Origin of the sequence: Bordetella petrii, assembly GCF_000067205.1 — a bacterium.
GTDB lineage: Bacteria > Pseudomonadota > Gammaproteobacteria > Burkholderiales > Burkholderiaceae_B > Bordetella_A > Bordetella_A petrii.
Genome location: NC_010170.1, coordinates 2,697,861 through 2,719,641 on the forward strand (window position 1 = coordinate 2,697,861; position 21,781 = coordinate 2,719,641).

Below are 21,781 nucleotides of genomic sequence, written 5' to 3' on the forward strand. Positions count from 1 at the left end.
TGCCCGCGGAGTGCCTGCGCCACGGCGGCGCGTCATGCCGCGATTGTGGCATATGGCGCGTGGCGGGCGGGATGTATGCGACGGGGCGGTGTCTGACACCCTGACGGGAGTCAGACACCTGTGGGGTTCTGCGGGGTTCTGCGAGTTCGGTCTGGTCCGATCCGGTCTGGTCCGATCCGGTCTGGTCCGATCCGGTCTGGTCCGATCCGGTCTGGTACGGTGAGGCCCGGTCGCGGCAGGTGTCAGGCTCCCGCAGGGTGCCTGACACCGCTGCCTGCCACCAATGTCCCGGGACTACGCCGCCGAGCGCTCGCCCAGCGCGGGCCCGGCGTGGCGCGTCTGCGCGGCCTGGTAGCGCGCCAGGGCCAGGTCATCGGCGCGGATGGCGGGCCGCTGGCCGGTGACCAGATCCGCCACCACCTTGCCGGAGCCGCAGGCCATGGTCCAGCCCAGCGTGCCGTGCCCGGTGTTCAGGAACAGATTGGCGTAGCGCGTGGCGCCCACAATGGGGGTGCTGTCGGGCGTCATGGGGCGCAGGCCGGTCCAGAACTCGGCCTGGGCGACCTCGCCGCAACCGGGATACAGATCGGTCACGACGTGCTCCAGCGTGCGCCGGTGCGCCGGGTTCAGGCCCAGGTCGAATCCCGCCAGCTCGGCCATGCCGCCAACCCGGATACGGTTGTCGAAGCGCGTGATGGCAACCTTGTAGGTTTCGTCGAGCACCGTGGATACCGGGGCCGCCTCGGCGCTGGCCAGCGGGATGGTGAGCGAATACCCCTTCACCGGGTAGACGGGCAGCTCCAGGCCCAGGGGGGCCAGGAACCCGCGCGTATAGCTGCCGAACGCCGCCACATAGCGGTCGGCCGCCAGGGTTTCGCCGCCGACCCGCACGCCGCGGATCTCGGCGCCGCCCGCCACCAGGGCCTCGACGTCTTGCCCATAGCGGAACTCCACGCCCAGGCCGGCCGCCAGTTGGGCCAGGCGGCGCGTGAACAGGCGGCAATCGCCGGTTTCGTCGTTGGGCAGGCGCAGGCCGCCGGCCAGCTTGTGCGCGGTGCGGGCCAGCGCCGGCTCGACGGTTTGCAGACGGGCGCTGTCCAGCAATTCGTAGGGCACGCCACAGGCGTCCAGCACCTGGATGTCGCGCTGGGCCGCCTGATACTGGCTGGCGCTGCGGAACAACTGCAGCGTGCCGAGCGTGCGGGCTTCGTACTGGATGCCGGTGTCGGCGCGCAGCTCACGCAGGCAATCGCGGCTGTATTCAGCCAGGCGCAGCATGCGTTCTTTATTGACGGTGTAGCGGCCGGCCGTGCAGTTGGCCAGCATCGCGGCCATCCAGCGCCACTGGTACAGCGTGCCGTCGGGCCGGATCGCCAGCGGCGCGTCTTTCTGGAACAGCCACTTCAGCGCCTTGAAGGGAATGCCGGGCGCCGCCCAGGGCGTGGAATAGCCCGGCGACACCTGCCCGGCGTTGGCGTAGCTGGTTTCGCAGGCAGCCTCGGGCTGGCGGTCGAGCACCGTGACTTTGGCGCCCTGGCGGGCCAGGTAATACGCGGTCGTGGTGCCGATGACGCCGCTGCCCAGGACGATGACGTGCATGAGAATTCCCCGATTTAGACATGTCACACGAACATTCAAATAGTCTAGAAGCGGCGAAGCAGTGAAAAGCACTAAAATCACCCGCTCCAATCCATTTTTCGACTGGCGGTCCGGGCCTGGGAGGCCCGGCAAGAGTGAAATGCGCGAACTCGACCGTATCGACCTGAAAATCCTCGACATTCTGCAGCGCGACGGACGCATCTCCATCACCGACCTGGCCGAACGCATCAACCTGTCGGCCACGCCCTGTTCCGAGCGCGTCAAGCGGCTGGAGCGCGAGGGCGTCATCGCCGGGTATCATGCGCGCGTCAATCCCGCCGCCCTGGGCCGAAACTTGCTGGTGTTCCTGGAAATCAAGCTGTCGGCCAAGTCGGGCGACATGTTCGACAAGGTCAAGCAGGAACTGCTCTACGTGCCCGAAGTCATGGAATGCCACCTGGTCTCGGGCGACTTCGACTACCTGGTGAAGGCCCGCCTCACCGAAATGAACGAATACCGCCGGCTGCTGGGCGAAATCCTCAAGCGCCTGCCCGCGTCGGCGGAATCGCGCAGTTATGTGGTCATGGAAGAAATCAAGGAAACCCTGTTCCTGCCCACCCATGGCCACTAACGTCGATAGCACGAGGCCCTCGCGCCCAACCGGAGACCTGTACTCATGACGCGCCTGTACCGATATTTCTTCCGCGGGCTGATCACGGTGTTGCCGATCGCGCTGACGATCTACGTGCTGTACATCCTGCTGGCCTGGACCGAACGGGCGGCGCTGGCCCTGCTCAGCCCGTTCATCGGCAGTTTCTACATTCCCGGCATGGGCCTGGTGCTGGGCGTGCTGGGTATTCTGCTGATCGGCTACCTGGTCTCGAAAGAGCGCGTGCAACGCGTTTTCCACCTGGTGGAGATGCCGTTCACCAACCTGCCGGTGGTCAAGAGCATTTATTCGTCGCTCAAGAGCTTCGCCGACTACTTCTCGCCCAGCGCCAAGACCGACACGCAGCACGTGGTGATCCTGCGCATTCCGGGCCAGCCGCTCGAACTGGTGGGCCTCATCACCCGGCGCGGCGCCGACGGCTTGCCCGACGGCTTCCTGCCGGGCGAGCGCGTGGCCGTGTATTTGCCCATGGGCTACATGATCGGCGGCTATACCGTATTCGTGCCCACCGACTGGGTGCAGCCCATTGATATGTCTGTCGAGGAAGCCATGCGCGCCTCGCTGATTGCGTGGATGGCGCGCAGCCCCGACGGTTCGCCCGCGGCGCGGCCCGAGCCGCCTGCTACTCCGCCTGCCACCCCGCCTGCCTCCGAGGCGCCAGCGGCCGTCCCGCCTGGCCCGCCCGCGGCTCCCTGAACCCGCCCAGACCCGCCTGCCCAGGAATTTTCCATGAAACTCATGGCCAAGAACTCGCTGTTCGCCATTTTGCTGCGCTCCCCATGGTGGATCAGCCTGCTGGTGGCGGCCGTACTGATCATCATCGGACTGGCGGCGCTGCCGCCTGCCTACGCGCCGTTTCCGGTCTTTGCGGCCATTCCGTTCCTGGCGATTGCCGGCATCGCCGCCTGGAAGCAGCGCGGCAAGCCTTCGCCGGCGCGGGTCGAGCAAACCGCCAGCGCCCTGGCCGCGCTGTCCTGGCCCGCCTTTGCCGACGCGTTGGAAGCCGCGCTGCGCCGCGACGGCTGCGAGGTCAGGCGCCTGGATGGCGCGGCGGCCGATTTCGAAGTCACCCGCGCCGGCGGTGGCCGCGCCCTGCTGGCCGCGCGCCGCTGGAAGGCGGCCCATACCGGCGTCGAGCCTCTGCAACGGCTGGAAGCCGCCCGGGCCAGTGCCGGCGCCGGCACGAGCATCTACGTGGCACTGGGCGCCCCCTCGGCGCCGGCCCGCGACTACGCCGCCCGCCACAACATCAGTTTCATGGATGCCGAGGCGCTGGCGCGCCTGCTGCCGGCAGGTGTGCCGCAAGCGCCCCGCCAGCAGTAGAATCTGGCGCCTGACGGCGCGCGCAGCCTTCCCTCACTGCCCGCGCGCCGCGCTTCGGAGCCCACCCATGCCCCCCATCGAAACGTCTTGCCCGCCCGCCCCGCGGCAAGGCATCCGCATTGCCGCGCCCGACGCCGGCGCGCTGCAGGCCGAATGCCAGGCGGCTCGAAACTTTCTGCAGGGGTTGGGCCTGGCGCGGTACGTGCAGGCGGTGCCCGACGGTCCGCACGCCATGCATTTCGAACCCAGCCAGGCCCTGCTGGACCAGGCGCCCCAGCGCGACACCACCGCGCTGTGCGCCCGCCTGGGGCTCGATACCGAAGCCCGTGCCGACGACCTGGCGCGTGAAATCCTGCTGGCCATGTTGCTCGGGCCCGTAGCCTTTCCGTTTCCCGACGCCGCCGAGCTGCGCAGCGCCGTGCGCATCCGCCAGCACATTGTGCAGGCCGCCCGCAAAACCGCCCTGGCCTTCGACACCGAACAGGCCGAACGGCCGGCCGGTTACTGGCGCTACGACGAGGCGCGCGGCTTCACCATCGAGCCGGGCGTGTCGTTGATCGAGGCCTTGCAGAAGGCCACGCAGCCCGATGCCTCGGGCAAGCTGTATTCGTTTTCTTGCTACCGCGCCACCGAATACGTCACGCTGCTGGGCATTGCCCTGGAACTGCGGGATGCGCATCCGGCGCTGTACGCGCGGCTGGAACGCCAATGGCAGACGCGCGCCATCATGTCCGGGCCGTTCCATGACGTGTTCCTGCGTGAATACGGCTCGATGGACGCTCCGCTGCCGCCCCGCTACTACGTGCCAGGCGACCGGCTGTGGTTCCGCAACCCCGACGCGCACTCGTCCAACGTGGAAGGTTACGAAGGTTCGTGGGTGTTCTACCTGGGTAGCGGCCTGTTCAACAATTTCTGGAAGCGCGACCAGCCCTACACCCTGACCAGCAAGTGCGTCGAGATCTACCACTGGCGTGACGGCGCGCGCCAGGACGGACAGGGCCGGCTGGTGCTGGACGAAGCCATCGTCGAAGAGCGGGTGGCGCGCAGCCTGGCCGACCCGGCCATGGTGCGGGACATTCTGGCGCGCATGCTGCGGCGGCGCGACCCGCAAGGCGTCTACGCCGAAGGCGGCTGCATCGACGCCACCCGCGAATGCGCGCAATGGGTACTGCCGGGCACGGCGCAGATCGTACTGCCCGATGCGTGAACTGTACGGCTGCGCGGCGCGGCACAACGGTGTCTGACACCTACGGAGTCAGACACCTGACGATTACGCATTACCCGCTTGACTGCCAAGACGGTATCTACGGAGTCAGCCACGTGACGCTATGCGGCGACGTGATGCGGCGACGTGATGCGGCGGCGTTATGCGGCGCCCGGTGTCGCGCGGCGGCCGCCCCAGGGGTCAGGCTCCGCAGGTGCCTGACCCCGCGCTTTAGCGAAACAGCCGCCGCAGGTGCCTGACCCCGCGCTTTAGCGAAACAGCCGAGGCGCTCGGCGGTGTCTGACGCCTGCGGAGTCAGACACCTGGCGCGCATTCAGGTTCAGCGAACTTTGCCCTCCTTCCAGGCTTGCAGCAGCTGGTCGTACGGAATGGTCTGGCCTTGCGGCTTTTCGTTGGCCAGCTTCTTCCACGGCGCGTGCTCGTCGGACAGCCATTTCGACGGATCGCTCTTCTTGTTGAGCTTGGGCGCGCAGTGGCTCATGCCGGCGCGTTCCAGGCGCGCCATGACGCGGTCCATTTCGTCAGCCAGGTTGTCCATGGCCTTCTGCGGCGTCTGTTCGCCCGTGACCGCCGTGGCCACGTTCTTCCACCACAGCTGGGCCAGCTTGGGATAGTCGGGCACGTTGTTGCCGGTGGGCGTCCATGCCACCCGCGCCGGGCTGCGGTAGAACTCGATCAAGCCGCCGTAGCGGTCGGCGTTCTTGGTGAAGTAGTCGCTATGGATGTCGCTGTCGCGGATGAACGTCAGCCCGGTGATGGACTTCTTCAGCGACACGGTCTTGGACGTGACGAACTGCGCGTACAGCCAGGCGGCGGCCAGACGGTCGGGGTCGGTGGACTTGAAGAAAGTCCATGAGCCCACGTCCTGATAGCCGTTCTGCATGCCGTCTTTCCAGTACGGCCCATAGGGCGATGGCGCCATGCGCCACTTAGGCGTTCCGTCTTCGTTGACCACCGGCAGGCCCTTCTTGGTCATGTCGGCCGTGAAGGCGGTGTACCAGAAGATCTGCTGGGCGATGTGGCCCTGCGCGGGCACCGGCCCCGATTCCGAGAACGTCATGCCCATGGCCTGCGGCGGCGCGTACTTCTTCATCCAGTCGATGTATTTGGTCAGCGCGTAGACGGCCGCCGGACTGTTGGTGGCCCCGCCCCGCTCTACCGAGGCGCCCACCGGCGTGCACTTGTCATCGGCCACGCGGATGCCCCATTCGTCCACCGGCATGCCGTTGGGCAGGCCCTTGTCGGCCGCGCCCGCCATCGACAGCCACGCGTCGGTGAAGCGCCAGCCCAGCGAGGGATCTTTCTTGCCGTAATCCATGTGACCGTAGATCTTCTTGCCGTCGAGTTCCTTCACGTCATTGGTGAAGAAATCGGCAATGTCTTCGTACGCCGACCAGTTGGTGGGCACGCCCAGGTCGTAGCCGTACTTGGCCTTGAATTTCTCGCGCAGGTCCGGACGGGCGAACCAGTCGGCGCGGAACCAGTACACATTGGCAAACTGCTGGTCGGGCAACTGGTACAGCTTGCCGTCGGGCGCGGTGGTGAACTTGGTGCCGATGAAATCCTTCAGGTCCAGGTCGGGGTTGGTCCAGTCCTTGCCGGCTCCGGCCATGTAGTCGGACAGCGGCAGAATGGCGCCGTACCGGTAGTGCGTGCCGATGAGGTCAGAATCGGAGATCCAGCCGTCGTAGATGGATTTTCCCGACTGCATCGACGTCTGCAGCTTCTCGACCACGTCGCCTTCCTGGATCAGGTCGTGATTGACCTTGATGCCGGTGATCTCGGTAAAGGCGCGCGCCAGCGTCTTGGACTCGTACTCGTGGGTGGTGATGGTTTCGGACACCACGTTGATCTCGTTGACGCCCTTGGCCTTGAGCTTGGCCGCCGCGTCGATGAACCATTGCATCTCGGCCATCTGCTTGTCTTTGGACAGCGTCGACGGCTGGAATTCGGAGTCGACCCATTTCTCGGCCTCGGGCACTCCTGCCCACGCGGCCGACCACCCGATCAAGGCGATGCTTGCCGCCATGACTTGCAATCGCAATTTCATGACTTCCTCCTCGTTATACCTTCCCGTCTTTTGCTGCAGACCGCGGCCTGGGAAGATGCCGGCCGGCGGCCGTACGCTACAGCTCTTTGTCGGCTTGCCTATCCCTTGCGCATGATCCACGCCAGCAGCAGCATCGAAGCCACGAAACTGATCCACACCGTGGGCGGATCATCCAGCGCGAACCAGTCCATCATCTTTTCGCCCAGGCCCACATAGGCCAGGTTGACCCAGGCCGCGGCCATCAGCCCGATGAACAGGCGGTCGCCGCGCGTGGTGGCAATGGGCAAAAAGCCCTTGCGCAGCCGGGTGGGCGATTTCAGTTCCCACACCGTCATGCCCGCCAGCATCAGGGCGACGCAGATGAAGAACACCGCCACCGGCGTCGTCCACACCATCCACTGGAACATGGCCCTGCCCTCCTATACCCGGCCCATCGCGAACCCCTTCGCGATGTAGTGCCGCACGAACCAGATGACAATGCCGCCGGGCACGATGGTCAGCACGCCCGCCGCGGCCAGCACGCCCCAGTCCATGCCCGAGGCCGACACCGTGCGGGTCATGGTGGCGACGATGGGCTTGGCGTTCACCGAGGTCAGGGTGCGTGCCAGCAGCAGCTCGACCCAGCTGAACATGAAGCAGAAAAAAGCCGCCACTCCCACGCCGGACTTGATCAGCGGCAGGAAAATAGTCAGGAAGAAGCGCGGGAATGAATAGCCGTCCACATAGGCGGTTTCGTCGATCTCGCGCGGCACGCCCGACATGAAGCCTTCCAGAATCCACACCGCCAGCGGCACGTTGAACACCAGGTGCGCCAACGCCACCGCCAGGTGCGTATCCATCAGGCCCAGCGAGCTGTACAGCTGGAAAAACGGCAGCAGGAATACCGCGGGCGGCGTCATGCGGTTGGTGAGCAGCCAGAAGAACACATGACGGTCGCCGATGAAGCGGTAGCGCGAGAATGCGTAGGCCGCGGGCAACGCCACGGCCAGCGACACCACCGTGTTGATGGCCACGTAGATCAACGAATTGATATAGCCCGAATACCAGGCCGGGTCGGTGAAGATGGTGCGATAGTGCTCCAGTGTGAAATGGCTGGGCCACAGCGTCAGGGTGCTGACGATTTCGGTATTGGTCTTGAACGACATGTTCAGCATCCAGTACAGCGGCAGGATGGCGAACAGCAGGTACAGCGCCAGGAAGGCCCCGCGCCAGGCAGCGCCGCGCTTATCCATGGGTGGTCTCCTCGGCGGCCGTGCCGGCCCGCAACATCCAGTTGTACAGCATGAAGCACAGCAGCAGGATGATCAGGAAATACACAATCGAAAACGCCGCCGCCGGCCCCAGGTCGAACTGGCCCACGGCTTTCTGGGTCAGGTATTGCGACAGGAAAGTCGTGGCGTTGCCCGGCCCGCCGCCGGTCAGCACGAAAGGCTCGGTGTAGATCATGAAGCTGTCCATGAAGCGCAGCAGCACGGCGATCATCAGCACGCCCCGCAGCTTGGGCAGTTGTATGTAGCGGAACACCGCCAGGCGCGATGCACCGTCGATGCGCGCGGCCTGGTAATAGGCCTCGGGAATGGCGCGCAGGCCCGCATAGCACAGCAGCGCCACCAGCGGCGTCCAGTGCCAGACGTCCATGGCCAGCACCGTCAGCCACGCGTCGAGCGGGTCGCCGGTGTAGTGGTAGTCGACGCCCAGCCAGGTCAGGGCCGCGCCCATCAGGCCGATGTCGGTGCGTCCGAACACCTGCCAGATGGTGCCCACCACGTTCCACGGAATCAGCAGCGATAGCGCGATCACCACCAGCACCGCCGAGGCGCGCCAGCCCGTGGCGGGCATGCACAGCGCCAGCAGGATGCCCAGCGGGATCTCGATGGCCAGCACCGCCAGCGAAAAACCGATCTGGCGCAACAGCGCCCCGTGCAGTTCTTCGTCCTGCAGCACCATGGCATACCATTCGGTGCCCACGAAGACGCGGCGGTCGGGCGAGATGATGTCCTGCACCGAGTAGTTCACGATGGTCATCAAGGGCAGGATGGCCGAGAACGCCACGCAGATCACCACCGGCAGCACCAGCAGCCAGGCGCGTTGGTTGATGGGCTTCATGAAATGCGCTCCTCGTTGCGGTAGAAGCAGGTGTGCGGGTTCAGCAGCGGCAGCCACGCCGTGTCGCCCTGGGCGGCCGCGCTGCCGGCGCGCGCCCGGGCGCGCAAGGTGGCGCCTTCGAAGTCGCCCGTCAGCAGCAAGTAGGTGCCCAGATCCTGCACGCGGGTAATGCGCACCGGCACGGCGCCCTGGGCGCCCGCGGTACAAGGCTGCAGGTACTCGGGCCGCACGCCCAGGCGCACCTCGCCCGCGCCGGCCAGGGCCTCGGCCATGCCGGCCGGCACGCCCGACAGGCGGCGCGTGCCCACCGCCAGCGCGCCATCGCGCCACTGCGCGGGCAGGAAGTTCATGCCCGGCGAGCCGATGAAATGCCCCACGAAGGTATGCGCGGGCCGCTCGAACAGATCGTCAGGGGTGCCGATCTGCACCGCCTTGCCGCGCGACATCACCACCACCTGCTCGGCGAATGTCAGCGCCTCGGTCTGGTCGTGCGTGACGTAGATCAGCGTCAGCCCGAGTTCCTGGTGGATTTCCTTCAGCTTGCGACGCAACTGCCATTTCAGGTGCGGGTCGATCACGGTCAAGGGCTCGTCGAACAGCACCGCCGACACATCGCTGCGCACCAGGCCGCGACCCAGCGAGATTTTCTGCTTGGCATCGGCCGACAGCCCGCTGGCGCGCCGGTCCAGCTGCGCCGACATATCCAGCATTTCGGCGATGCGGCCGACCCGCTCGCGAATGCGCGCCGGCTCCATGCCGCGGTTGCGCAGCGGAAACGCCAGGTTCTGCGCCACCGTCATGGTGTCGTACACCACCGGAAACTGGAACACCTGGGCAATGTTGCGCTGTTGCGGCGTCAGGTTGGTCACGTCGCGCCCGTCGAACAAAATGCGGCCCTGCGAAGGGCGCAGCAGGCCCGAAATGCAGTTCAGCAAGGTTGTCTTGCCGCAGCCGGAGGGGCCCAGCAGCGCATAGGCGCCGCCGTCGCGAAACGTGAAGCGCAGCGGCAGCAAGGCGTAGTCGTCGTCCGAGCTGGGCGCGCGGACGTACGAATGGGCCAGATCCAGTTCGATGGCCGCCATCAGGCTGCTCCCGCGGGGCGGCCGGCGGCCAGCAGGCGGCCGTCGGCGTCGAAGGCATACAGACTGGCCGGCTCGAAATACAGGGTCAACGGGTCCTCCAGTTCGTAGCGGTGCACGCCGGGCAGTTGCGCCACCACGGGCCCGGCCGCGGTCATTGCGTGCACATAGGTGTCCGACCCGGAAATCTCGGCCAGCTTGACCGAGCCTGGCAGCGCCACGCGACCGGTGGCGGGCGTAACATGGAACGCGCCGGCCCGCAGGCCCGCCGTGATTTCCGCCGCGCCGCCGTCGGGCAACGGATACGCGGCCGTTACGCCGCCGGGCAACGTGATGGTGTCGTGGCCGCGCCGGGCGGCGAACAGGTTCATGGGCGGGTCGCTGAACGCCTGCGCCACCCGCAGCGAGGCGGGCTGGTGGAACACCTGCGCCGCCGGCCCGTACTGCAGCAGTTCGCCGGCATCCATGACAGCGGTATAGCCGCCCAGCAGCAGCGCCTCGGCCGGCTCGGTGGTGGCGTACACCACGGTCGAGCCGCCGCCGGCGAACAAAGCCGCCAGTTCGTCGCGCAATTCTTCGCGCAGCTTGTAGTCCAGGTTGACCAGCGGCTCGTCCAGCAGCACCAGCGGCGCCTCTTTGGCCAGGGCGCGCGCCAGCGCCACGCGCTGTTGCTGGCCGCCGGACAGCTCGGCCGGATGGCGCTCGAGCAGATGCTCGATGTGCAGGCGCTCGGCCATCGCCCGCACGCGGGCCGCGATCTCGGCGGCGCCGCGCAGCTTCAGCGGCGACGCGATGTTGTCGTACACCGTCATCGACGGGTAGTTGATGAATTGCTGGTACACCATCGCCACGTTGCGGCGCCGCACCGGCACGCCCGTAACGTCGGCGCCGTCGACCAGGACCCGGCCTTCGGTGGGGCGGTCCAGGCCCGCCATGATGCGCATGAGCGAAGTCTTGCCCGCCTGCGTGGCGCCCAGCAGCACCGTCATGGCGCCGGGCACGGGGGTCAGGCTCATGGGATACAGGTGGGTTTGCGACCCGGCCTGCAGGGCGATCTGGTCCAGCGTCAACTGCATCGTTCTCCTCCAGATGGACGAATGCGCTTCGCTTTCGTTGTTTTTTTGCTTTTTTGCGTTTTACCTAACAAGCGAAAGAAAAACAATCTTGCAGCGCGGCATTATTTTTCGCTTTTGTTGTTTTATGATGCGAATATGACACTGAATCCTCGCCAAAGCGCCCTGGTGGAAATGGTCCGATCCCAGGGGTCGGCCACCATCGAAGCCCTGGCCCGCCATTTCGACGTCACGCTGCAAACCGTGCGGCGCGACGTCAACCTGCTGGCCGAGGCCGGGCTGCTGTCGCGCTTTCACGGCGGCGTGCGCATCGAAGCCTCCACCATCGAGAACATCGCCTACCGCAAGCGCCAGGGGCTGCACGCCGAAGCCAAGCAGCGCATCGCGCGGGCCGTGGCGCAGGCCGTGCCCGACGGCTGTTCGCTGATCCTGAACATCGGCACCACCACCGAGGCCATCGCGCGCGCGCTGTTGCGCCACCGTGGCCTGCGAGTCATCACCAACAACCTGCACGTGGCCGACATCCTGTCCGATAACCCCGATTGCGAAATCATCGTGGCCGGCGGCGTGGTGCGCCCGCGCGACCGCGGCATCGTCGGCGAGGCCACGGTCGATTTCATCCGCCAGTTCAAGGTCGACATCGGCCTGATCGGCATTTCCGGCATCGAGGCCGACGGCACGCTGCGCGATTACGATTTCCGCGAAGTGCGGGTGGCGCGCAGCATCATCGAGCAATCGCGCGAGGTCTGGCTGGCGGCCGACAGCAGCAAGTTCCAGCGCCAGGCCATGGTCGAACTGGCCCACATTTCGCAAATCGACCGCTTCTTCACCGACGCCTACCCTCAAGAACCCCTGGCGCAAGTGTTGCAAGAGTCCGGCGTGCGCTGCGAGATCGCTGCCGCCGACCCCGACGCCGCCGACGACGAACCGCGCGGCAGCGCCTGACCCCTATTCCCGCCATACGTCCCAACATGAATCCCAACCCCGCATCCCTGCCTGTGCCCGGCCGCGCCGCCCTGCTCGAAACGCTGAACGACAACGCCGCCTGGGACGTCATCGTGATCGGCGGCGGCGCCACCGGACTGGGCACCGCGGTCGATGCCGCATCGCGCGGCTACCGCACGCTTTTGCTTGAAGCCGCCGATTTCGCCAAAGGCACGTCCAGCAAGGCCACCAAGCTGGTGCACGGCGGCGTGCGCTACCTGGCCCAGGGCAACATCGCGCTGGTGCGCGAAGCCCTGCACGAGCGCGGGCTGCTTAACCGCAACGCGCCGCACCTGGTCTGGCCGCTGGGTTTCGTGGTGCCGGCCTACGGCCTGTTCGACCAGCCCTTCTACGGCATCGGCCTCAAGATGTACGACATGCTGGCGGGCAAGCTCAATCTGTCGCCCAGCCGCTGGCTGTCGCGCGCCGAAACACTGGCCCAGGCCGCCACGGTGGCCCCGTCGGTAGCCGGGCGCGGCCTGCGCGGCGGCGTGCTGTACTACGACGGCCAGTTCGACGACGCGCGCCTGGCCATGGCCCTGATGCGCACCCTGTTCGACCTGGGCGGCACCGCCGTCAATTACGTGCGCGCCAGCGGCCTTACCCGCAACGAGAAAGGCGCCATCGACGGCGTGATTGCGCAAGACGTGCTGGGCGGCGGCGAAGTCACGCTGCGCGCGCGCTGCGTGGTCAATGCCGCGGGCGTTTGGGTGGACAGCGTGCGCCGCATGGACGACGCCCAGGCGCAGACCATGGTGGCGCCCAGCCAGGGCGTGCACCTGGTTCTGCCGCGCGAATTCCTGCCCGGCGACAAGGCCATTCTTATTCCCAAGACCGACGACGGCCGCGTGCTGTTCGTGGTGCCCTGGAATGGCCACACCCTCGTCGGCACCACCGACACCCCGCGCGCCGACCTGCCGCTGGATCCGCCCGCCACCGCCACCGAGGTCGATTTCATCCTGCAGACCGCCGCGCGCTATCTCAGCCGCAAACCCACCCGCGCCGACGTCACCAGCGTCTGGGCGGGGCTGCGCCCCCTGGTCAAGGCCACCGGCGAAACCAAAACCTTGTCGCGCGAGCACACCATCGTGGTGTCGCGCGCCGGCCTGGTCACCGTCACCGGCGGCAAATGGACCACCTACCGCAAAATGGCGCAGGACGTGGTCGATACCGCCATCCAGCACCAGCTGCTGCCGCAGGCGGGCTGCCGCACCGCCGACCTGCCGCTGCATGGCGCGGGCGGCGCGCCCGGGCCCGACGCACCGGCGCCCGGCACGCCCGACAGCTACTACGGCAGCGACCTGCCGACGTTGCGCGCCCTGCCCGGCAGCGAACACATCCTGGTCAAGGCCAGCGGGCTGACCGAAGCCCACGTGCGATTCGCCGCGCGCCATGAACTGGCGCGCAGCGCCGAAGACGTGCTGGCGCGGCGCAACCGCGCGCTGTTCCTGGACAGCCAGGCGGCCCTGCTGGCCGCGCCCGAAGTCGCGCGCATCCTGGCCGAAGAGCTGGGTCATGACGCGGCCTGGCAACGCGCCACGGTCGAAGACTTCACCCGCACCGCCGCGCATTACCGGCTCGATTAAGCAAGGCCTCGGGGCTGGCTGGGTCCGGCCCCGCGCCGCCCTCTTTTAATTAATTAAATAATTAATTAAACTGCCGGCATGCCTACTTCAACGCCACGGCCCGCCCGCAAGCTCGGCCGCCCCGCCCGCCCGCAACGCGCAGACAGCCGCGACGCCATGCTGGACGTCGCCACCGCGCTGTTCGCCGCGCAGGGCGTCGCCGCCACCACCATCGCGCACATCGCGCGCCGCGCCGACGTCACGCCGGCGATGGTCCACTACTACTTCAAGAACCGCGAACAACTCATCGACGTCGTGGTGGCCGAACGCCTGGCGCCGGTCATCGCCTCCGTCTGGGCGCCGGCGGCCCTGCCCGCCGGCAATGGCCCTGGCGCCGCGCCGCCGACGCCGCCCGAGCCGCGCGCCATGGTGGCGCAGGTCGTCGCGCGCATCATGCAGTGCGCGGCCGAGCGCCCCTGGCTGGCGCCGCTCTGGATGCGTGAAGTGGTTAACGAAGGCGGGCAACTGCGCGAGAAAGTCTTTCGCTACCTGCCGGTCGAACGCCTGCACGCCTTCGCCGCCACGATCACGTCGGCCCAGCAGCAAGGCGCGGTGAACCCCGGCATCGAGCCGCGCCTGGTGTTCCTGTCCATCCTGGGCATGACGCTGCTGCCGCTGGCCACCTCGGCGCTATGGCAACGCATCTGGGACGCCCAGGGCCGCGCCGCCGGCCTGGACGCCGACGCCATCGCCGCCCATGCCACCGCCCTGCTCGCGGGCGGACTGTTCCCTTCCGAACCCCGCGCGCGGCGTCCCGCCGCGCGCCGCACCCCCACCCGGCAAGGACGCTGACCCATGCCCGCCCTTTTCCGCCTGCCCGCCCTATTGCGCATTACCCCCTGGCGCCGCCTGGCGCTGGGCTGCCTGCCCCTGTGGCTGGCGGCCTGCGGCAACGATGCCGCGCCTTTCTACCAAGGCTATGTCGAAGGCGAATTCGTCTACATGGCCGCCTCGCAGGCCGGCCGCCTGCAAACCCTGCATGTGGCGCGCGGCCAGCAGGTGCAGGCCGGCGCGCCGCTGTTCGCCCTAGAAGCCGACCCCGAAGCCCAAGCGCAGCGCGAGGCACGCGCGCGCCTGGCGTCAGCGCAGGCGCAGCGGCAAGACCTGGCCACCGGCAAGCGCGCGCCCGAAGTCGATGTCGTGCGCGCGCAGCTGGCGCAGGCCGAGGCCGAAGCCAAACGGGCCGCCGCGCAGCTGGCGCGCGATCGCGTGCAGTTCCAGGCCGGCGGCATCGCGCGCGCGCAGCTCGACGACAGCCGCGCGCAGGCGCAGTCCAGTGCGGCCCGCGTGCGCGAACTGCGCGCCCAGTTGCAAGTGGCTGGCCTGCCGGGCCGCGACGAGCAACTGCGCGCCCAGGACGCCCAGGTCGAAGCCGCCCGCGCCGGGCTGGCGCAGGCCGATTGGGCGCTGGCGCAGAAACAGGTGGCCGCCGCCCAGGCCGCGCGGGTGTTCGATACGCTGTACCGGGTAGGCGAATGGGTGCCGGCCGGCAGCCCCGTGGTGCGGCTGCTGCCGCCCGGCAACATCAAGCTGCGCTTCTTCGTGCCCGAGACCGCCCTGGGCGGGCTGCGCTCGGGCCAGGCGGTGCGGGCGCGTTGCGACGCCTGCGGCGAACCGGTCGCGGCCACCATCAGCTATATCGCCGCCGAGGCCGAATACACCCCGCCCGTGATCTACAGCCGCGACAGCCGCGGCAAGCTGGTCTACATGGTCGAGGCCCACCCGGCCCCGCGGGACGCCACCCGCCTGCACCCCGGCCAGCCCGTCGAGGTCACGCTGCCATGACGCCAGCCTCTGCCCGCCCAACCTCTGCCACCCCGCCCTCTGCCGGCGCCCTGGTCATCGACGTGCGCGGCCTGAACAAACATTTTGGCGACAAGCACGTGGTCAACGACGTCTCGCTGCAGGTGGGGCGCGGCGAGATCTACGGCTTCCTGGGCCCCAACGGCAGCGGCAAAACCACCTGCATCCGGTTGATGTGCGGCCTGCTCACGCCCGACTCGGGCAGCGGCACGTGCCTGGGCTACGACATCCTGACCCAGAGCGCCGACATCAAGCGGCACGTGGGCTACATGACGCAGAAATTCTCGTACTGGGAAGATCTCACCATTCGCGAGAACCTCGATTTCGTGGCACGCATGTACGAAATGCCCGACCGCCGGCAGGCCGTGGAGCAGGCCCTGGAAGGCCTGGGCCTGCAAAGCCGCGCCAACCAGCTCACCGGCTCGCTGTCGGGCGGCTGGAAGCAGCGGCTGGCGCTGGCCGCCTGCCTGCTGCATGAACCGCAACTGCTGCTGCTCGACGAGCCCACCGCCGGCGTCGATCCCACCGCGCGGCGCGATTTCTGGGAAGAGTTGCACGCCCTGGCCGCGCGCGGCATCTCGGTGCTGGTCAGCACCCACTACATGGACGAGGCCGAACGCTGCCACAAGCTGGCCTACCTGGCCTACGGCCGCCTGCTGACGCAGGGCACCGCCGCGAGCGTCACGGCCGAACAGGGGCTGGCCACCTGGGCCATCCACGGCCGCGACCTGGTGCCGCTGGGCCAGCGCCTGCGCGGCAGTCCCGGCGTGGACCAGACGGTGGCCTTCGGCTCGGCGCTGCATGTCAGCGGCAAAGACCACGCCCTGCTCGAGCGTACCCTGCGCCAGGCGGTGGCCGGCGGCGACCTGAAGCTGGAGCCGGTCGACACCAGCCTGGAAGACGTATTCATCTACTTGATGAACCATTCCACCGACAACTGGAGCCCCGCATGACAGTCCGTGAACGGCGCTTTTCGTGGGCGCGCTGGTGGAGCATGGTGCGCAAGGAATTCCTGCAGCTGCGCCGCGACCGCATCACCTTCGGCATGATTGTCGGCATTCCCATCATGGAGCTGGCGCTGTTCGGCTACGCCATCAACACCGACCCCAAGCAGATGCCCACCGCGGTGATCGTGTCCGACCACAGCGAATTCACACGCACCTTCGTGTCGGCGATGAAGGCGTCCGACTACTTCCATATTGTCGAAGAACTGCCCGACGAAGAGGCCGGGCGCGCCGCGCTGGCGCAGGGCCGGGTGCTGTTCGTGCTGAACATTCCGCCCGGTTTCACGCGCAGCCTGCTGCGCGGCGAGCGCCCCGCGCTGCTGATCGAGGCCGACGCCACCGACCCCATGGCCACCGGCATGGCAGTGGGCGCGGCGACGCAGCTCAGCCAGGCTGTGGCCCGCAAAGACCTGACCGGCCCGCTGGCGCACCTGGCGGGCGGCCAGCCGCCGTTCGAAGTGCGCGTGCACCGCCTGTACAACGAAGAGCAGATCGCCCAGTACAACACGGTGCCGGGGCTGATGGGGGTGATCCTGAGCATGACGCTGGTCATGATGACGGGCCTGGCCATGACGCGCGAGCGCGAGCGCGGCACCATGGAAAACCTGCTGGCCACGCCAGTGCGCCCGCTGGAAGTCATGACGGGCAAGATCGTGCCCTATATCGCCATCGGCCTCATACAGGCCACCATCATCCTGCTGGCCGCGTTGTATGTATTCCATGTGCCGCTGATGGGCAGTCTGCTGGCCGTCTACCTGGCCGCGCTGCTGTTCGTGGCGGCCAATCTCACGGTGGGCATCACGCTGTCGTCGCTGGCGCAGAACCAGCTGCAGGCCATGCAGCTGACGATGTTCTATTTCCTGCCCAACATCCTGTTGTCGGGGTTCATGTTTCCGTTCCAGGGCATGCCCGTGTGGGCGCAGCACATAGGCAACCTGCTGCCGCTCACGTATTTCAACCGCCTGATCCGCGGCATTCTGCTCAAAGGCAACGGCTGGGCCGACTTGTGGCCGCATGTGTGGCCGCTGCTGCTGTTCACCGCCCTGATCATGGCGCTGGCCGTGAAGTTCTATCGCCGCACGCTGGACTGAATCCATGAACGCCTTTTCCGCCTCTCCGTTGCATGCCGGCGCCCCGCGCGCCGCATCGGCCATGCTGGCCGCGCTGCTGGCGTTGTCCGGCTGCGCCGTGGGACCCGATTTCGAGCAACCCGCGGCGCCGGCCGCCGAACGTTACAGCGCCGCAGCCACGCCCGCCGCGACCGCGGGCGATGACCGCACGCCCGCCCAGCGCCTGCACGCCGGCATGGATATTCCCGCGCAGTGGTGGACGCTGTTCCGCTCGCCCGAGCTCGACCGGCTGGTGCGCGAGGCGCTGGCGCACAGCCCCACGCTGGAGCAGGCGCGCGCGCGCCTGCTCCAGGCGCAGGAAGAATTCCGTGCGGAATCCGGCGCGCGCACCCTGCCCTCGGTGGACGCGAACCTCTCCGGCGCGCGGCAGAAGGTCGACCCTTCGGCATACGGCGTGCCCGTCACCCAGCCGCCGGCTCCGTTCACGCTGTACAACGCATCGATCGACGTGTCGTACACGCTGGACCTGTTCGGCGGCGAACGGCGGGCCGTGGAAGGCCTGCTGGCCCAGGTCGATTACCGGCGGCACGAGCTGCAGGCGGCGCGCATGACGCTGGCCGCCAACGTGGTCACGGCGGCCATCCGGCAGGCCGGGTTGCAGGCCCGCCTGGACGCCACCCAGGCGCAGCTCGATGCGCAGGCCCATCAACTGGACATCGTGCGCCAGCGCCATCAGGCTGGCGGCGCGGCGGCGCTGGAGGTGCGCCGGCAGGAATCACTGCTGGCGCAGACGCGCGCCACGCTGCCAGCGCTCGAGCAAGACATCGAGCGCACGCGGCACCAGCTGGCGGTGTACCTGGGCCGCCTGCCCGCCCAGGCCGACTGGCCGCCGCTATCGTTGCAGGCGCTGCAACTGCCGCTGGACGTGCCGCTGGGCGTGCCGTCGCAACTGACCCGCCAGCGGCCCGACATCCTGGCCGCCGAGGCCCTGTGGCATCGCGCCGCGGCCGACGTCGGCGTGGCCACCGCCAACCTCTATCCGCGCTTCACGCTGACCGGAAGCTTCGGATCGCAGCGCACCCGCGCTGGCGATGTCGCCGACGGCGTCAATGTCTGGAGCCTGGCGCTGGGCCTGACCCAGCCGCTGTTCCATGGCGGCGAACTGCGGGCCCGCCGGCGCGCCGCCGAAGCCGCCTACCAGGCCGCCGCCGCGGCCTACCGCGACACGGTGCTGCAGGGCTTGCAGCAAGTGGCAGATGCGCTGAGCGCCGTGCAGGCCGATGCCGACACGCTACAGGCCCGGGCCGAGGCCGAGCGGCAGGCCGAGGCTGCGTATCGCATCACGGCACAGCAGTACCAGGCCGGCGGAGTCAGCCAGCTGGCCCTGCTCGATGCGCAGCGCGAGCAACTGCGCACCCGCGCCGAGCGCATCCAGGCCCAGGCCGACCGCCACGCCGATACGGCCGCGCTGCTGCAGGCGCTGGGCGGCGGATGGTGGAACGAGCAGGAAGGCGTATCATCGCTGCATCCGACGCAATCCCCGCCCGCCTGCCATGGATGTCTTCCAGCAACTGCAAGCCCTGCTCGCTGACCACCAAGTTCCCTACCGCCTGCTGCGCCACGAACCGGCCGGCAAATCCGAAGAAGTCGCCGCCATCCGCGGCACCGCCGTCAGCCAGGGCGCGAAGGCGCTGGTGTGCCGGGTGAAAATCACGTCGAACCAGCGCATGCATGTGCTGGCCGTGTTTCCGGCCGACAAGCAGGCCGACCTGGCCGCCATTGCGCTGGCCGCCGGCGGCAAGAAGGCGTCGCTGGCCTCGCACGACCAGGCGCGCGAACTGACCGGCTGCGAGATCGGCGCGATTCCTCCCTTCACGTTCAACCCCGACCTCGCGCTGCTGGTCGACCCGACGCTGCGCGAACGGCACGACGAAATCGTATTCAACGCCGGGCGGCTCGACGCCTCGATCGTGATGCGCATCGACGATTACTTCCGCCTGGCCCAGCCGCGGCAGGCCTCTTTCGTGCACGCCTGAACGGAGCCGCGCCATGTGTCTTGCCGTCCTGGCCCTGCACAGCGTTGCCGGCATTCCCGTGCTGATGGCCGCCAACCGCGACGAATTTCATGCCCGCCCCACCCAGGCGGCCGCGGCCTGGCCCGGCCAGCCCGTCATTTACGCCGGCCGCGACCTGCGTGCCGGCGGCACCTGGATGGGCGTGAGCGAACAAGGCCGCTTCGCGGTCGTCACCAATTTCCGCGATCCGCTGCACATCCTGGCCGATGCGCCTTCGCGCGGCGCGCTGACCGAAGACTACCTGCGCGGCACGCAGACGCCGGCCGACTACGCCGCCGCCGTGCACGCACGGGGCGCGCGCTACAACGGCTTCAACCTGATCGTGGGCGATACCGCCACGGCCTGGTATGTCAGCAACCGCGACGGCGCGCCGCGCAAGTTGCCGCCAGGCATTTACGCGGTGTCCAACCATTTGCTCGACACGCCCTGGCCGAAACTGGAACGCACCAAGACCGCCTTCGCGCGCGTGCTGCGCGGCGCGCCGCAACCCGACCTGCCGGCGCTGTACGCCACGCTGTTCGACCGCACACCCGCTGACGACGCCAGCCTGCCCGAGACCGGCATCGGGCTGGCGCGCGAGCGGCTGCTGAGCAGCCCGTTCATCGTCAGCCCCGACTACGGCACGCGCGGCTCCAGCGTGCTGGCCTTGCACGCCGACGGGCGCGGCGAACTGCACGAACGCCGCTACGGACCCGATGGCGCGCCCAGCGGCGACAGCGACCTGTTCTTTCAATGGCGCAAATGAATCATGCCTCGCCCCTGGGGTCTGGCCGCCTGACGCGCCGGCGCACCTTCGTTTCAGGTGTCTGCGCGCCTGACGTGTCGACGCACCTTCGTTCCAGGTGTCTGCGCGCCTGACGTGTCGGCGCACTTTCGTTCCAGGTGTCTGGCTCCCGCCAGGGTGCCTGACACCGTGCGATTGAGGCAGCCGCTGCACACTTCGGTGTCTGGCACCGGAGGAGCCAGACACCTGGGAAGCAAACACCTGGGAAGCAAACACCCACGACGCACGACGCCTGATACGTGCCGGCGCACTTTCGTTCCAGGTGTCTGGCTCCCGCCAGGGTGCCTGACACCGTGCGATTGAGGCAGCCGCTGCACACTTCGGTGTCTGGCACCGGGGGAGCCAGACACCTGGGAAGCAAACACCTGGGAAGCGGACACCAGGGAAGCAAACACCTGGGAAACGGGCACCCACGACGCACGAGGCCTGATACGTGCCGGCGCACTTTCGTTCCAGGTGTCTGGCTCCCGCCAGGGTGCCTGACACCGTACGATTGAGGCAGCCGCTGCGCACTTCGGTGTCTGGCACCGGGGGAGCCAGACACCTGGGAAGCAAACACCTGGGAAGCGGACACCAGGGAAGCAGACACCTGGGAAACAAACACCTGGGAAGCGGACATCAGGGAAGCGGAGATCAGGGAAACAAACACCTGGGAAACGGACAACCCGGACGCACGACGCCTGATGCGTGCCGGTGCACCTTCGTTCCAGGTGTCTGGCTCCCGCCAGGGTGCCTGATACCGTGCTTGAACAAGGCGAACTTCGCGGCCGCAATTTGATCTAAAGATTGCCGTCCCGCCCGTCCGGGACACCGCCGCGCCCGGCCGCGGCCAAGCGCCGGGCTTGCAGGAGTATGCCCATGAACAAGCGCCACGAACGTTCGCGCATGGCCGCCATGCTGGCGGCCGGCAGCCTTGCCCTGGCCTGCGGCATGGCCGCCGCCCAGGCCCCCGGCGTATTGCCCGCCGTGCAACAGCAGGGGCAGGTGCAATACCTGACCGGCGGCTTCGGCCACGACGAATCCGAAGCCATCAAGGCCGCCAGCAGCAACTACCCGCTGGCCCTCACTTTCGCCTCGACCCAGGGCGGCGCCTACCTGGCCGACGTGCAGGTCACCATCACCGATGCGCAAGGCAATACCGTGCTCGACGCCACCTCCGACGGCCCGTTCCTGCTGGTGAAGCTGCCGGCTGGCCGCTACACGGTCTCGGCCCGTTTCAACGGCAACGAACAAACCCGCCACGTGGCGGTGCCCGCGCACGGCACGGCGCGGCAGACCTTCACCTGGAACGCATGAACCCGCGCGGCATTTTGGCGTTACGCTGGCGGTCCG

At 67.9% G+C, this 21,781-nt stretch carries 21 protein-coding genes; 14 read left to right on the plus strand and 7 right to left on the minus strand.

Annotated elements, in window-relative coordinates; genetic code table 11:
- Window positions 1–294 precede the first annotated feature (294 nt).
- Window positions 295–1,599: a D-amino acid dehydrogenase gene (locus BPET_RS13025; protein ID WP_012249487.1), complete on the minus strand. Its 1,305-nt coding sequence runs from the start codon at window positions 1,597–1,599 to the stop codon at window positions 295–297.
- 139 nt (window positions 1,600–1,738) lie between these two features.
- On the opposite strand from BPET_RS13025, the gene BPET_RS13030 reads away from it, so the two are divergent.
- The 4 genes from BPET_RS13030 (at window position 1,739) to BPET_RS13045 (ending at window position 4,778) form a co-directional block, all read left to right on the plus strand.
- Window positions 1,739–2,209 carry a winged helix-turn-helix transcriptional regulator gene (locus tag BPET_RS13030; RefSeq protein WP_012249488.1) on the plus strand — a complete coding sequence of 157 codons (471 nt, stop codon included), beginning with the start codon at window positions 1,739–1,741 and terminating at the stop codon, window positions 2,207–2,209.
- A 45-nt stretch (window positions 2,210–2,254) separates the two neighbouring features.
- Entirely contained in the window at window positions 2,255–2,944 is a 690-nt protein-coding gene (locus BPET_RS13035) for a DUF502 domain-containing protein (RefSeq protein WP_012249489.1), read from the plus strand.
- A 33-nt stretch (window positions 2,945–2,977) separates the two neighbouring features.
- Complete coding sequence (locus BPET_RS13040) at window positions 2,978–3,571, plus strand: restriction endonuclease (RefSeq protein ID WP_050978239.1); 594 nt, start codon at window positions 2,978–2,980, stop codon at window positions 3,569–3,571.
- 67 nt (window positions 3,572–3,638) lie between these two features.
- Window positions 3,639–4,778, plus strand: coding sequence for a lipoprotein (locus BPET_RS13045; protein WP_041862886.1), 1,140 nt, complete (start codon window positions 3,639–3,641; stop codon window positions 4,776–4,778).
- A gap of 337 nt (window positions 4,779–5,115) precedes the next feature.
- Here the strand turns inward: BPET_RS13045 and BPET_RS13050 are convergent, their stop codons facing one another.
- The 6 genes from BPET_RS13050 to BPET_RS13075 all read right to left on the minus strand — a co-directional run bounded on the left by BPET_RS13050 (window position 5,116) and on the right by BPET_RS13075 (window position 11,107).
- The gene (locus BPET_RS13050) at window positions 5,116–6,846 is read right to left on the minus strand and encodes an ABC transporter substrate-binding protein (RefSeq protein WP_012249491.1); all 1,731 of its coding nucleotides are present in this window, start codon (window positions 6,844–6,846) and stop codon (window positions 5,116–5,118) included.
- A gap of 98 nt (window positions 6,847–6,944) precedes the next feature.
- Complete coding sequence (locus BPET_RS13055; protein WP_012249492.1) at window positions 6,945–7,253, minus strand: DUF2160 domain-containing protein; 309 nt, start codon at window positions 7,251–7,253, stop codon at window positions 6,945–6,947.
- A 12-nt stretch (window positions 7,254–7,265) separates the two neighbouring features.
- Window positions 7,266–8,078 carry a carbohydrate ABC transporter permease gene (locus tag BPET_RS13060; RefSeq protein ID WP_012249493.1) on the minus strand — a complete coding sequence of 271 codons (813 nt, stop codon included), beginning with the start codon at window positions 8,076–8,078 and terminating at the stop codon, window positions 7,266–7,268.
- Window positions 8,071–8,952, minus strand: coding sequence for a carbohydrate ABC transporter permease (locus BPET_RS13065; RefSeq protein ID WP_012249494.1), 882 nt, complete (start codon window positions 8,950–8,952; stop codon window positions 8,071–8,073). The genes BPET_RS13060 and BPET_RS13065 overlap by 8 nt, the downstream gene beginning before the upstream one ends.
- Window positions 8,949–10,034 carry an ABC transporter ATP-binding protein gene (locus BPET_RS13070; protein WP_012249495.1) on the minus strand — a complete coding sequence of 362 codons (1,086 nt, stop codon included), beginning with the start codon at window positions 10,032–10,034 and terminating at the stop codon, window positions 8,949–8,951. Before BPET_RS13070 ends, BPET_RS13065 begins: the two co-directional genes overlap by 4 nt.
- Entirely contained in the window at window positions 10,034–11,107 is a 1,074-nt protein-coding gene (locus BPET_RS13075; RefSeq protein WP_012249496.1) for an ABC transporter ATP-binding protein, read from the minus strand. The genes BPET_RS13070 and BPET_RS13075 overlap by 1 nt, the downstream gene beginning before the upstream one ends.
- Window positions 11,108–11,242: 135 nt before the next feature.
- Here BPET_RS13075 and BPET_RS13080 point away from each other — a divergent pair, with 135 nt between their 5' ends.
- From BPET_RS13080 to BPET_RS13125, 10 genes are all read left to right on the plus strand, one after another.
- Window positions 11,243–12,049 carry a DeoR/GlpR family DNA-binding transcription regulator gene (locus BPET_RS13080; protein WP_012249497.1) on the plus strand — a complete coding sequence of 269 codons (807 nt, stop codon included), beginning with the start codon at window positions 11,243–11,245 and terminating at the stop codon, window positions 12,047–12,049.
- Window positions 12,050–12,075: 26 nt separating this feature from the next.
- Window positions 12,076–13,674: a glycerol-3-phosphate dehydrogenase/oxidase gene (locus tag BPET_RS13085; RefSeq protein WP_012249498.1), complete on the plus strand. Its 1,599-nt coding sequence runs from the start codon at window positions 12,076–12,078 to the stop codon at window positions 13,672–13,674.
- Window positions 13,675–13,752: 78 nt separating this feature from the next.
- Complete coding sequence (locus BPET_RS13090; protein ID WP_012249499.1) at window positions 13,753–14,505, plus strand: TetR/AcrR family transcriptional regulator; 753 nt, start codon at window positions 13,753–13,755, stop codon at window positions 14,503–14,505.
- 3 nt (window positions 14,506–14,508) lie between these two features.
- Window positions 14,509–15,498 (plus strand): HlyD family secretion protein, encoded by a 990-nt coding sequence (locus BPET_RS13095; RefSeq protein ID WP_012249500.1) that lies wholly within the window; start codon window positions 14,509–14,511, stop codon window positions 15,496–15,498.
- Window positions 15,495–16,469, plus strand: coding sequence for an ABC transporter ATP-binding protein (locus BPET_RS13100; RefSeq protein ID WP_012249501.1), 975 nt, complete (start codon window positions 15,495–15,497; stop codon window positions 16,467–16,469). Before BPET_RS13095 ends, BPET_RS13100 begins: the two co-directional genes overlap by 4 nt.
- A complete protein-coding gene (locus BPET_RS13105) occupies window positions 16,466–17,611 on the plus strand; it encodes an ABC transporter permease (protein WP_012249502.1) in 1,146 nt (381 codons plus the stop codon). The genes BPET_RS13100 and BPET_RS13105 overlap by 4 nt, the downstream gene beginning before the upstream one ends.
- A 4-nt stretch (window positions 17,612–17,615) precedes the next feature.
- Entirely contained in the window at window positions 17,616–19,181 is a 1,566-nt protein-coding gene (locus BPET_RS13110; protein ID WP_012249503.1) for an efflux transporter outer membrane subunit, read from the plus strand.
- Window positions 19,144–19,626 (plus strand): YbaK/prolyl-tRNA synthetase associated domain-containing protein, encoded by a 483-nt coding sequence (locus BPET_RS13115; RefSeq protein WP_012249504.1) that lies wholly within the window; start codon window positions 19,144–19,146, stop codon window positions 19,624–19,626. Before BPET_RS13110 ends, BPET_RS13115 begins: the two co-directional genes overlap by 38 nt.
- A 13-nt stretch (window positions 19,627–19,639) precedes the next feature.
- Window positions 19,640–20,410, plus strand: coding sequence for an NRDE family protein (locus BPET_RS13120; RefSeq protein WP_012249505.1), 771 nt, complete (start codon window positions 19,640–19,642; stop codon window positions 20,408–20,410).
- Between the two features lie 897 nt (window positions 20,411–21,307).
- Window positions 21,308–21,745 carry a carboxypeptidase-like regulatory domain-containing protein gene (locus BPET_RS13125; protein ID WP_012249506.1) on the plus strand — a complete coding sequence of 146 codons (438 nt, stop codon included), beginning with the start codon at window positions 21,308–21,310 and terminating at the stop codon, window positions 21,743–21,745.
- Window positions 21,746–21,781: the final 36 nt, after the last annotated feature.